This window comes from Klebsiella sp. PL-2018, from assembly GCF_019048985.1.
Lineage (GTDB): Bacteria > Pseudomonadota > Gammaproteobacteria > Enterobacterales > Enterobacteriaceae > Klebsiella > Klebsiella michiganensis.
On record NZ_CP077673.1, the window covers coordinates 4,647,827 to 4,660,854 of the forward strand.

The following is a 13,028-nucleotide window of genomic DNA, read 5'->3' on the forward strand; positions in this document are numbered from 1 at the left end:
TAGCCCTGCGCTATCAGGGTTTTTTATATCACGCGATATTGAGGTACTTGTGCGTCTGCATCGATAAGCGCCAGTTGCGGGCGATACAGGTTTCGATGCACAGGCGCGTCGCGTCATCTTTCTGGCTAATCGGCTGAAGCGCGATAATACGCGGCTTTTCATCGGCCAGCGTTGCCAGCAGCTCATCCAGCGCTTCGATATCGCGCACGCGTCCAACCGGATGTTTAATTTCATCAGCCCGCTGTAGCGCCTGAGAGAGTACGTCATAGCCGCCGCGCATGTTCACCTTTGGCGACACCGTCACCCAGGTATGCGGCGTGCAGCGCACTTCATGGGTGCCGCTGGTTTCAATCTGGCAGCTAAATCCGTTTTGCTCCAGTAAAGAGGTTAACGGCGTTAAATCATGAATGCAGGGCTCGCCGCCGGTAATGACCACGTGGCGGGCCGTCCAGCCCTGACGCCCGATGATAGCCAGCAGATCTTCGCTGCTCGCCGGGCCCCATTTATCGCTCTCTTTGGTTTTTGCCAGAATGCTGAACAGCGACACTTCCCGATCGGCAAGCTTATCCCAGGTATGTTTGGTATCGCACCAGGCGCAACCAATCGGGCATCCCTGTAAACGAATAAAAATGGCGGGAACGCCGGTGAAGTAACCTTCGCCTTGCAAGGTCTGGAACATCTCGTTAATCGGGTACTGCATAATCATCTCTGCTTAGGGTTGTGAGCGCGCATTATCGCAGATTTGCCCGCGCAGATCTTGTCCCGCGCTGCGCCGCGTGGTGGGTAGAACCTAAACCTTAATGATAAACGTCCGGCAGCTGGCCGATTCCATTATCCCGCACCGGCTGATTTAATTAGTCTGATAATCATCAGGCGACTATTAAGCGGCACGGCTAAAATTTTTGGTGTAACAAAACATGTATAATTTTGAAAGCCAAAAATAAAATAACAAACTTAAAAATAATAAATTTCAACGATGTACAAATGGATACACGAAATAATGAATTTATTGTCATAGCTTAGGGTCAAATTCGATCCACGATGCTAAATTACCTTAAAATAACCTTAATAAACCGCATCTTATGTTCATTTTCCATTTAATATCCGTTTAATTTTCCGCGCCTAGAATCCAGTCAACCAACCATAATGAGACTGCATTCATGAATACATTATTAATTACTGGCGCGACCGGTTTTCTCGGTGGAGCAGTGTTAGAAAGCATTCTGAATAAAAAGAATGCGCCTAATCTATTACTGTTAGTTCGTGCAGATAATAGTGTAGCTGCCGTAGAACGGGTAAAGGAAAACCTGCGAAAATTCAATATTAGCGAAGAGAGATTAACGGCCCTGACGCCCGGCAACATTCTGCTGGGGGATCTGGCCAATCCGCAGCCCTTTCTCGACGACCCGCGCCTGAATCAGGTTACCCACGTGCTCAACTGCGCCGCCGTCGCCTCATTTGGTAATAATCCGCTTATCTGGAAGGTCAACGTCGAAGGCACGCTGCAGTTTGCCCGGCGGATGGCTCAGGTCGGCGGCCTTGAGCGCTTTCTGCACGTGGGCACCGCGATGTCCTGCTCGCCAGACCCCGATTCGCTGGTAGCGGAAAGCACGGCGTTTCGTGAACGCGCCGAGCATCTGGTCGAGTACACCCACTCTAAATCAACAATTGAGCGTCTCATGCGGCAGGAGTGCCCAACGCTACCGCTGGCGATCGCCCGTCCCTCTATTGTTGTTGGCCACACTCATCACGGCTGTCAGCCCTCCAGCAGCATCTTCTGGGTGTTCAGCATGGGGCTGATGCTGCAAAAATTTATGTGTTCGATGGAAGACCGCATCGATGTAATCCCCGTCGATTACTGCGCCGATGCGCTGCTGATGCTGCTTACCAGCCCGCTGGCGCGCGGAGAGGTGGTGCATATTTCCGCGGGAGAGGAAAACAGCGTAAGGTTTGCGGATATCGATAACGCGATGGCCTCCGCCCTCGAGCAGGCGCCGGTCGGCGATAAATACGCGCAGGTCAGCTATGAAACGCTGGTCAAAATGCGCCGTGAGCTGAAGGCTATTTTTGGCCCCTGCAACGAACGGCTGATGCTAAAAGCCATGCGCCTGTACGGCGCCTTCGCCACGCTTAACGTACGATTCAGCAACGACAAGCTGCTCAGCATGGGTATGCCAAAACCGCCGCGCTTTACCGATTACATTGACCGCTGCGTACAGACCACGCGCGGACTTTCTATCCCGCAGCAAATGGCGGTAGATTTTAAGTAGCCGCTTTTGCAGGTATAAAAAAAGCCAGCCCGAAGGCTGGCTTTTTCATATCAGATTAAGACAGGCTTATGCCTGACCTTTGATCTCTTTACGACCGTTGTACGGTGCTTTTTCGCCCAGCGCTTCTTCGATACGAATCAGCTGGTTGTATTTAGCAACGCGGTCAGAACGGCTCATAGAACCAGTTTTGATCTGGCCTGCAGCGGTACCCACAGCCAGGTCAGCGATGGTCGCGTCTTCAGTTTCGCCAGAACGGTGAGAGATAACGGCAGTGTAGCCAGCGTCTTTCGCCATTTTGATCGCAGCCAGAGTTTCGGTCAGAGAACCGATCTGGTTGAATTTGATCAGGATGGAGTTAACGATGCCTTTCTCGATGCCTTCTTTCAGGATCTTGGTGTTGGTTACGAACAGATCGTCACCAACCAGCTGGATTTTGTCGCCCAGTACTTTAGTCTGGTATGCGAAACCGTCCCAGTCAGATTCGTCCAGGCCATCTTCGATGGAGACGATCGGGTACTGTTTGGTCAGCTCTTCCAGGAAGTGGGTGAATTCTTCAGAGGTGAACGCTTTGTTGCCTTCGCCGGCCAGAACGTATTTACCGTCTTTGTAGAATTCAGAAGCCGCGCAGTCCATCGCCAGAGTGATGTCTTTGCCCAGCTCGTAGCCAGCAGCTTTAACCGCTTCAGCGATAACAGCCAGCGCTTCAGCGTTGGAGCCCAGGTTCGGCGCGTAGCCGCCTTCGTCACCAACAGCGGTGTTCATACCTTTAGCTTTCAGAACTTTAGCCAGGTTGTGGAACACTTCAGAACCCATACGTACGGCTTCTTTCAGGGATTTAGCGCCAACCGGCTGAATCATAAATTCCTGGATGTCGACGTTGTTGTCAGCGTGCTCGCCGCCGTTGATGATGTTCATCATCGGAACCGGCATGGAGTATTTGCCCGGGGTGCCGTTCAGCTCAGCGATGTGCTCGTACAGCGGCTGACCTTTAGAAGCAGCGGCAGCTTTGGCGTTAGCCAGAGAGACGGCCAGGATGGCGTTCGCACCGAAGTTAGATTTGTTTTCAGTACCGTCCAGGTCGATCATGATTTTGTCGATGCCAGCCTGATCTTTGGCATCTTTGCCAAGGATTGCCTGAGCGATCGGGCCGTTAACCGCGCCAACAGCTTTCAGTACGCCTTTACCCATGAAACGGGATTTGTCGCCATCGCGCAGTTCCAGCGCTTCGCGGGAGCCAGTAGAAGCACCTGACGGAGCAGCTGCCATACCGACGAAACCACCTTCCAGGTGTACTTCGGCTTCAACAGTCGGGTTACCACGGGAGTCGATGATTTCACGACCGATGACTTTAACGATTTTGGACATTAGGTTTTCCTCAGTACAAGTTAAACTAAAACTCCAGACAAACAATGCACCCGGATGGGTGCATTGCCGTTCTAACTCTTTTACTTCGCCTGACGCTTCTGGTACTCGCCAGCGGCTTTCACAAAGCCAGCAAACAGCGGATGGCCATCACGCGGCGTCGAAGTAAACTCCGGATGGAACTGACAGGCGACGAACCACGGATGGTTAGGCACCTCGATGATCTCGACCAACTGATCATCCCCGGAACGGCCCGCAATACGCAGGCCCGCATTTTCAATCGGCTTCAGCAACATATTGTTGACTTCGTAGCGGTGACGATGGCGTTCGGTAATGGTTGGCTCGCCGTACAGCTGGCGCACCAGGCTATCTTCAGCCAGCTGGCACTGCTGCGCGCCGAGGCGCATCGTGCCGCCGAGATCGCTCTTATCAGAGCGGACTTCGACATTACCGTCTTCATCACGCCATTCGGTAATCAGGGCCACGACCGGGTACTTACAGTCTGGCACAAATTCCGTTGAGTTGGCGTTTTCCATCCCCGCTACGTTGCGCGCGAACTCAATCAGCGCAACCTGCATCCCCAGGCAAATGCCCAGGTATGGAATGTTGTTTTCACGCGCGTAGCGCGCGGTGGCAATCTTACCTTCAACCCCGCGATAGCCGAAGCCACCAGGAATCAGGATTGCGTCTAAATTCTTCAGAATTTCGACGCCGCGCGTTTCCACATCCTGCGAATCAATCAGCTTGATGTTGACGGTGACGCGATTTTTCAGACCGCCGTGTTTCAGCGCTTCAATCACCGATTTGTAGGCGTCCGGCAGTTCAATGTACTTGCCGACCATACCAATGGTGACTTCACCTGCCGGGTTCGCTTCTTCGTAGATAACCTGTTCCCATTCGGCCAGGTTCGCTTCCGGACAGTTTAAGCTGAATCGTTTACAAATATAATCGTCCAGCCCCTGAGATTTCAACAGGCCCGGGATTTTATAAATGGAATCGACATCTTTCATCGAAATAACGGCTTTTTCCGGCACATTGCAGAACAATGCAATTTTGGCACGTTCGTTCGCCGGAATAGCGCGATCGGAGCGGCAGACCAGAATGTCAGGCTGAATACCGATGGAGAGCAGTTCTTTAACGGAGTGCTGGGTCGGCTTGGTTTTGACTTCACCCGCGGCGGCCATGTACGGCACCAGGGTCAGGTGCATAAACAGCGCGTTTTCACGACCGATATCCACCGCCAGCTGGCGAATCGCTTCAAGGAACGGCAGCGATTCGATATCGCCAACGGTGCCGCCGATTTCAACCAGCACCACATCATGGCCTTCACCGCCGGCCAGCACGCGCTCTTTGATCGCGTTGGTGATATGCGGAATAACCTGAACGGTGGCACCCAGATAGTCGCCGCGACGCTCTTTGCGCAGGACGTCAGAGTAAATACGACCCGTGGTGAAGTTGTTGCGACGGGTCATCTTGGTGCGAATGAAACGCTCGTAGTGACCCAGGTCCAGATCGGTTTCAGCGCCGTCTTCAGTAACGAACACTTCCCCGTGTTGGATTGGGCTCATGGTGCCCGGATCGACGTTGATGTACGGATCCAGTTTCATCATGGTCACGTTAAGCCCGCGGGCTTCGAGAATGGTTGCGAGGGAAGCTGCGGCAATGCCTTTACCCAGAGAGGATACGACCCCGCCGGTCACAAAAATATAGTTCGTTGTCATGCTGAACCTGAGAAGTTAGGTTTAAAAGACGATGGAATAACCAGGACGGGAAAGCAGTATACCCGATCATGACTGACGCCACAAACTTTCATTATCCCTCCTTTTCATCAGGCCCACACAAACGCAGGGAGTGAGAAAATAGCCGCTTTTGGCGAAATGTTTTTGACGTAAATCAAGCGCTTGTTATTTAAAAAATCACACAAATAGCGCTTGATCACGAAAACTCTTTAGAGATCAGTTTCCTGGCGTTTTACTTCCTGCCACACCCGCTCCATGGTATTGAGGTCAACGCCGGTCATTTCCAGGCCGCGCGCGGCGACAATCCGCTCAACTTCGCGGAACCTGCGTTCAAACTTCAGGTTGGCTTTTTGCAGCGCAACTTCGGCTTTTACCCCTAAATGGCGGGATAAATTGACCGTCGCAAACAGCAGGTCGCCCACTTCCTCCTCCAGTTTAGCTTCATCCACCACGGCCTGCTGCGCTTCGTGCATCACTTCATCTATTTCTTCGTGCACTTTATCCAGCACCGGCCCCAGAGAGGTCCAGTCAAAGCCTACCGCCGAGCAGCGTTTCTGGATTTTATGCGCGCGCATCAGCGCCGGAAGGCTATGCGGGATGTCGTCCAGCGCGGAGTGCTGGGACTTTTCCGCTCGCTCAGCGCTTTTGATCTGCTCCCAGCGGGCCAGCACTTCGCTGCTGCTACCGGCGCTCGCCTCGCCGAAAATATGCGGATGACGGCGCTCCAGCTTGTCGCTGATGGCGGCGCAGATATCGTTAAAATCAAAGCGCCCCTCTTCCTGCGCCATCTGAGCGTAGAAGACGACCTGGAACAACAGGTCGCCCAGCTCACCGCGCAGATCGTCAAAATCTTCGCGGGCGATAGCGTCGAGCACTTCATAGGTTTCTTCAAGGGTATACGGCGCGATGGTGGCAAAGGTCTGCTCTTTGTCCCACGGGCAGCCGTTTTCCGGATCGCGCAGACGCCGCATAATGCCGAGCAGGCGTTCGATTTGAGTCATAAGTCTGTCCTGATAAAAAAATGCCGGGTGGCGGTAGCGCCTGACCCGGCTGACATAAGCGTGGGAGTTTATCCGCCGTGCAGACGACGGGCGTCGATGACGTCAGGAACCTGATTCAGCTTCGCCAGTACGCGCCCCAGCACCTGCAGGTTGTAGATCTCAATGGTCATATCGATCGTCGCCATCTGCTGTTTAGTATCGCTGCGGCTGGCAACGCCCAGAACGTTGACCTTCTCATTGGCGAGAATGGTGGTGATGTCGCGCAGCAGGCCGCTACGATCGTTGGCCTGGACGCGCACCACCAGCGAGTAGCCCGCCGAGTAGCTCTCTCCCCACACCGCGTCAACGATGCGCTCGGGAGCATGAGACTGTAGCTCCGCGAGCTGATCGCAATCCGCGCGGTGCACCGAGATCCCGCGGCCCTGGGTGATAAAGCCCACGATCTCGTCGCCGGGAATCGGCTGGCAGCAGCGCGCAATGTGGTGCATCAGATTGCCGACGCCCTCCACCACCACGCGACCATTGTCTTTGCTGCGATTCTGCGGAGCGTGGGTTTTCTGCTGCAGCTGCTTTAACGCCGCCGCATCCTGCTCCGCCGCGCTGGGTTTATTAAACTGCGCCTGCAGGAAATTAACCATCTGGTTGAGGCGAATATCGCCCCCGCCAATCGCCGCCAGCAGTTCGTCCTGCTCGTTAAAGTTGTAGCGCGGCAGCAGATGCTTTTCCGCGTCCTTCAGGCTGATGCCGAGATGCTCGAGCTCATCATCAAGGATCTGTCGCCCGGCAAGAATATTCTTGTCGCGATCCTGCTTGCGGAACCAGGCGTGAATTTTGGAACGCCCGCGGCTGGTGGTGACGTAGCCAAGGTTCGGGTTCAGCCAGTCGCGGCTGGGGTTGGGCTGCTTCTGGGTGATGATTTCAATCTGGTCGCCCATCTGCAGCTGATAGGTGAACGGCACAATACGCCCGCCGATTTTCGCCCCGATGCAGCGGTGGCCGACATCGCTGTGTATATGGTAGGCAAAATCGAGCGGCGTCGAACCCGAAGGCAAATCCACCACGTCGCCCTTCGGCGTAAAGACATAAACCCGATCATCAAAGACCTGGCTACGCACCTCATCCAGCATCTCGCCGGAATCAGCCATCTCTTCCTGCCAGGCGATCAGTTTACGCAGCCAGGCAATGCGATCCTCATAGCCGCGCCCGCCGCTGGCCGCTGCGCTGGCGCCCTCTTTATACTTCCAGTGCGCGGCCACGCCCAGCTCGGCATCTTCATGCATCTGGCGGGTACGGATCTGAATTTCAATGGTTTTTCCGCCGGGGCCAAGCACGACGGTATGAATTGACTGGTAGCCATTAGGCTTGGGATTGGCGACGTAATCATCGAACTCATCCGGCAGATGGCGGTAATGAGTATGCACGATCCCCAGCGCGGCATAGCAGTCCTGCAGGCGCTCGGCGACAATACGCACCGCCCGCACGTCAAACAGCTCGTCGAAGGCGAGATGTTTTTTCTGCATTTTGCGCCAGATGCTGTAGATATGCTTGGGACGCCCGTAGACCTCAGCCTTGACGCCCTCGGTTTTCATTTCCGTGCGTAAATGGCTGACGAATTCATCAATATAATGTTCACGATCGATGCGCCGCTCGTGTAACAGCTTAGCGATTCGCTTATATTCCGCCGGATGCAGATAGCGGAAGCAGTAATCTTCAAGCTCCCACTTCAGCTGGCCGATCCCCAGGCGGTTGGCCAGCGGCGCGTAAATATTGGTACACTCTTTTGCCGCCAGTACGCGCTCATCTTCCGGCGCATCTTTCACTTCACGCAGATGGGCGATGCGCTCGGCGATTTTAATCACCACGCAGCGGAAGTCATCGACCATCGCCAGCAGCATGCGGCGAATGTTGTCCACCTGTTCAGAGGAGACCGAATCCGTATGGGTGGCTTTAAGCTGGCGTATCGCGGCCATGTCCCGCACGCCGTGGATCAGGGTGACGACCGATTTCCCGACGCTCTCCTGCATGATCTCTTCGCTGACGACGTTGCCGTCCGCCAGCGGGAAAAGCATCGCCGCGCGCAGCGTATCGATATCCATGCTCAACATGGAGAGAATTTCCACCATCTCCACGCCGCGCCATAGCAGGAGATCGGCCTGCGGATGCCCCTGCGTTTTCTCTCGACAATAATCCCAGGTTTCGGCTAAGCGTTCACACGACTGCTGGCTGGAAATTCCCAGACTCGCGATCCATTTCTTCGGGTCAAATTCACCAGCTTTATTTAAATGTGCACTTCTTACCGCAACCATTGTCCTCTCCTTAAGGGACCGCCTGCCGAAGTCGGCAAGCCTCAACTTTTACACTTCATCCTTCAAACCGCGTCAACGCTGGCGTTCGTCTTTTATCTCAGTCACCTGCTTCTGAGGATGCCGCTTCACTGCGATTTGAATGATTCTTGTGCTCAAACAACACCATTGATTCCAGATGTCCGGTATGCGGGAACATATCGAGCATCGCCAGGCGTTGAATGGTATATCCCGCCTGCAATAAAACGTCGCTATCGCGCGCCAGGGTCGCCGGGTTACATGAAACATACACCACCCGACGCGGCGCTAATTTTATAATATGTAACATAACGCCCGCCGCGCCGGCGCGCGCCGGGTCGAGCAAGACCTTATCAAAACCGTGCTTCGCCCACGCCTGGCGGGTGACGTCCTCTTCCAGGTTCTCATGGAAGAAAGTCACATTATGCAACCCGTTCAACGCCGCGTTCTCCTGGCCCTTCGCCACCAGCGCGGGAACCCCTTCAACGCCAACCACCTGCGCCGCACGCTTCGCCAGCGGCAGGGTAAAGTTGCCCATGCCGCAAAAGAGGTCCAGCACGCGATCCTGAGGCTGGATATCCAGCCATTCCAGCGCCGTACGCACCATCAGCTGGTTTACGCCATCGTTCACCTGGATAAAATCGCGCGGACTGAACACTAAGCGTAGACCGTCCGAGGTATACCAGGGGGCTTCCCCGCGAATATGTTCCAGTATCTCGCTTTGCGGGGCGAGGTACAGGGAAAGACCGTGAGATTGCGAAAAACGTTCCAGCTTTTCTTTATCTGCCGCGGGAAGCGCCGCCGTATGGCGCAATACCATCAGCGGGCCGTTATCCGCCTGCACCAGCTCAACGTGGCCAAGCTGACGCACCGATTTCAATTCGCTAAGACATTCACGTACCGCAGGCAATAACGCACCAAGAGTGGGCACCAAAACGGGGCACTGCACCACATCGACGATCTCGCTGGCGTTAGCCTTGCGGAAGCCCATCTGTAATTGTTGGGACTTTGGCTGATAATTCAAGCTCAGACGCGCCCGGCGGCGATAGCCCCACGGCGAAGCGGCTATAATGTCATCAACGTCGCGCTTCATCAGCCTCGCGAGCGCGGCGCGTTTGCTCTGCTGCTGCAGCTCAATGCTGGCGTGCTGCTGCTGGCACCCGCCGCAGATGCCAAAATGCGGGCAGCGCGGCGCCTGCCGCTGCGGGCTATCGCTAAGACGGCGTTTAACCTGGGCGCGGGCGTACTGTTTATTATCTTCGACCACAACAACGTCAGCCTGCTCCTGTGGCAATAAACCGCTGATAAACAGCGCCTTACCCTGATGACGCGCAACGCCCTGGCCGAAGGGGTCAAGGTCATTTACTGTAACGGTTATGATCTGGCGCGTCGTCACACGCCGTTTTGCAGAGTAGAATTGCGCCATCGTAGAGATTTGTCTCAATTAAATATACTGACTCTGAATAAGAGTTCGGTCAGGATGAGCCAGAGTAACAACGCACCAGCCTCCTGAAAGATGATGTGTATATTCTCCCATAATGGAACCGCATGACCAACTACAGCCTTCGTGCCCGCATGATGATTCTTATTCTGGCGCCTACCGTTCTGATCGGTCTGCTGCTCAGTATTTTCTTCGTCGCACACCGCTATACCGACCTACAGCGCCAGTTGGAGGATGCTGGCGCCAGTATTATCGAACCGCTGGCGGTCTCCAGTGAATATGGCATGAATTTGCAAAACCGCGAGTCAATCGGGCAGCTCATCAGCGTGCTGCACCGCCGCCACTCCGATATTGTGCGCGCCATTTCCATCTACGACTCGCAAAACAGGCTGTTTGTCACCTCTAACTTTCAGCTCGATCCCGGCGAACTTCAGCTGCCAAAAGGGGAACCCTTTCCCCGCCGCCTGAGCGTGGTGCGCCACGGCGATTTGATGATTTTGCGTACCCCTATTATCTCGGAAAGCTATTCACCGGATGAATCACCGGGAAGCGATGCCAAGATGCCGGACAATATGCTGGGCTACGTGGCGCTTGAGATGGATCTCAAATCGGTGCGGCTACAGCAGTACAAAGAGATCTTTATCTCCAGCGTGATGATGCTGTTCTGTATCGGTATTGCGCTGATCTTCGGCTGGCGTCTGATGCGCGACGTGACCGGGCCGATCCGCAATATGGTGAACACCGTTGACCGCATCCGCCGGGGCCAGCTTGATAGCCGCGTCGAAGGCTTTATGCTCGGCGAGCTGGATATGCTGAAAAACGGTATCAACTCCATGGCTATGTCGCTGGCGGCCTACCACGAAGAGATGCAGCATAACGTCGATCAGGCGACATCGGATCTGCGGGAAACGCTTGAACAGATGGAAATCCAGAACGTCGAGCTGGACCTGGCGAAAAAACGCGCGCAGGAAGCGGCGCGAATCAAATCCGAATTCCTCGCCAACATGTCCCATGAACTGCGCACGCCGCTCAACGGCGTCATTGGCTTTACCCGCCTGACGCTGAAGACCGACTTAAACACCACCCAGCGCGATCACCTGACGACCATTGAGCGTTCCGCGAATAATCTGCTGGCCATCATTAACGATGTTCTGGACTTCTCTAAGCTCGAAGCCGGGAAGCTTATTCTGGAGAGTATTCCGTTCCTGCTGCGCACTTCGCTGGACGAGGTGGTCACGCTGCTGGCGCACTCGGCGCACGATAAGGGGCTGGAGCTGACGCTGAATATCAAAAACGATGTGCCGGATAACGTCATTGGCGACCCGCTGCGCCTGCAGCAAATTATTACCAATCTGATGGGCAACGCCATCAAGTTTACCGAACACGGCAATATCGACGTGCTGGTGGAACAGCGCGCCATCAGCAACTCAAGGGTACAAATCGAAGTCCAGATCCACGATACCGGTATCGGAATTCCTGAACGCGATCAGTCGCGTCTGTTCCAGGCGTTCCGCCAGGCCGACGCCAGCATCTCCCGTCGCCACGGCGGAACCGGACTTGGGCTGGTCATCACCCAGCGGCTGGTGAAAGAGATGGGCGGCGATATCTCCTTCCATAGCCAGCCTAATCGCGGTTCGACGTTCTGGTTCCATATCAGCCTCGACCTCAACCCCAACGCGGTTCCCGACAGCGTGCCAACCCACTGCCTGGCGGGTAAAAAGCTGGCCTATATCGAGGCCAACGCGGCGGCGGCGCAGTGTACGATGGAGCTACTGGCGACAACGCCGCTGGAGGTGGTTTACAGTCCGACGATGACCGCCCTACCGGATGCTCACTACGATATCCTGCTGGCCGGCATTCCCGTATCAATACGCGACCTGAGCCAGCATCGCGATAAGCTGGAAAGAGCCAGCAAGCTTGCCGATCATCTGGTGCTGGCCCTGCCGTGCCACGCCCAGGTCAGCGCCGAAACGCTGCGCCAGGACGGCATTGCCGCCTGTTTGCTTAAGCCACTGACCTCAACGCGCTTACTGCCGGCGCTGACGGCCTCCTGCCAGACGCAGCCGACGGTTCTGCCGCCGCGTTCCGATAGTAAGAAGCTTCCGATGACGGTCATGGCCGTTGATGACAATCCGGCGAATCTCAAGCTTATCGGCGCCCTGCTGGAGGATTTAGTCCAGCACGTTATCCTCTGCGACAGCGGCCAGCACGCCGTCGAGCGGGCCAGAGAAACGCAGCAGGATCTGATTCTGATGGATATTCAGATGCCGGAGATGGATGGGATCCGCGCCTGCGAACTGATTCACCAGCTCCCTCATCAGCAGCAAACGCCGGTGATCGCCGTGACCGCCCACGCCCTGGAAGGGCAGCGAGAGAAATTACTCAGCGCGGGGATGAACGACTATCTGGCGAAACCCATTGAGGAGGATAAGCTCTACAGCCTGCTGCTGCGCTACCAGCCGGGAAAGACGCTACCGCCGCAGGTCACCGCGGAGCCTGTTGAGCCGCCCGTTAACCATGACATCACCCTCGACTGGCAGCTGGCGCTGCGTCAGGCGGCGATGAAACCGGATCTGGCGCGGGAAATGCTGCAGATGCTGCTCGCCTTTATGCCGGAGGTGCGTAATAAGGTAGAAGAACAGCTGGTGGGAGAGCAGCCGGAAGGCGTGCTGGATCTCATTCATAAGCTTCACGGCAGCTGTAGCTATAGCGGCGTGCCGCGGCTGAAAAAACTGTGTCACACCCTTGAGAGCCAGCTACGCGCGGGCACCGCCGCCGAGGAGATGGAGCCGGAGTTTCTGGAGCTGCTGGATGAAATGGACAACGTCGCGCGCGAAGCCTGTAAGCTGTTGGGGATTTAGAGGATGTAAAACGCGAGCCCCGGTCTGCGCTTC

General features: G+C 55.4%; 8 protein-coding genes. 2 read left to right on the top strand and 6 right to left on the bottom strand.

The genetic code is table 11. The annotated features are described in order from the left end of the window. Window positions 1-28: 28 nt before the first annotated feature. On the bottom strand, window positions 29-700 hold the full coding sequence (gene queE, locus MKleb_RS21805) for a 7-carboxy-7-deazaguanine synthase QueE (protein WP_025106431.1): 672 nt from the start codon (window positions 698-700) through the stop codon (window positions 29-31). Window positions 701-1,160: 460 nt separating this feature from the next. On the opposite strand from queE, the gene MKleb_RS21810 reads away from it, so the two are divergent. Next, complete coding sequence (locus MKleb_RS21810) at window positions 1,161-2,270, top strand: SDR family oxidoreductase (protein ID WP_025106430.1); 1,110 nt, start codon at window positions 1,161-1,163, stop codon at window positions 2,268-2,270. 66 nt (window positions 2,271-2,336) lie between these two features. Here the strand turns inward: MKleb_RS21810 and eno are convergent, their stop codons facing one another. From eno to rlmD, 5 genes are all read right to left on the bottom strand, one after another. Further along, window positions 2,337-3,635, bottom strand: coding sequence for a phosphopyruvate hydratase (gene eno, locus MKleb_RS21815; RefSeq protein ID WP_004124327.1), 1,299 nt, complete (start codon window positions 3,633-3,635; stop codon window positions 2,337-2,339). Between the two features lie 80 nt (window positions 3,636-3,715). Further along, a complete protein-coding gene (gene pyrG, locus MKleb_RS21820; RefSeq protein ID WP_217076186.1) occupies window positions 3,716-5,353 on the bottom strand; it encodes a glutamine hydrolyzing CTP synthase in 1,638 nt (545 codons plus the stop codon). Between the two features lie 227 nt (window positions 5,354-5,580). After that, window positions 5,581-6,372, bottom strand: a complete 792-nt coding sequence (gene mazG / locus MKleb_RS21825) for a nucleoside triphosphate pyrophosphohydrolase (protein ID WP_025106429.1) — start codon at window positions 6,370-6,372, stop codon at window positions 5,581-5,583. Between the two features lie 68 nt (window positions 6,373-6,440). Next, a complete protein-coding gene (gene relA, locus MKleb_RS21830) occupies window positions 6,441-8,678 on the bottom strand; it encodes a GTP diphosphokinase (RefSeq protein WP_004853643.1) in 2,238 nt (745 codons plus the stop codon). A 97-nt stretch (window positions 8,679-8,775) separates the two neighbouring features. Further along, window positions 8,776-10,119 carry a 23S rRNA (uracil(1939)-C(5))-methyltransferase RlmD gene (gene rlmD / locus MKleb_RS21835; RefSeq protein ID WP_217076774.1) on the bottom strand — a complete coding sequence of 448 codons (1,344 nt, stop codon included), beginning with the start codon at window positions 10,117-10,119 and terminating at the stop codon, window positions 8,776-8,778. 122 nt (window positions 10,120-10,241) lie between these two features. Between rlmD and barA the strand changes: the two genes are divergently transcribed. Beyond that, complete coding sequence (barA, locus tag MKleb_RS21840) at window positions 10,242-12,995, top strand: two-component sensor histidine kinase BarA (protein WP_217076187.1); 2,754 nt, start codon at window positions 10,242-10,244, stop codon at window positions 12,993-12,995. The last annotated feature ends 33 nt before the right edge of the window (window positions 12,996-13,028 follow it).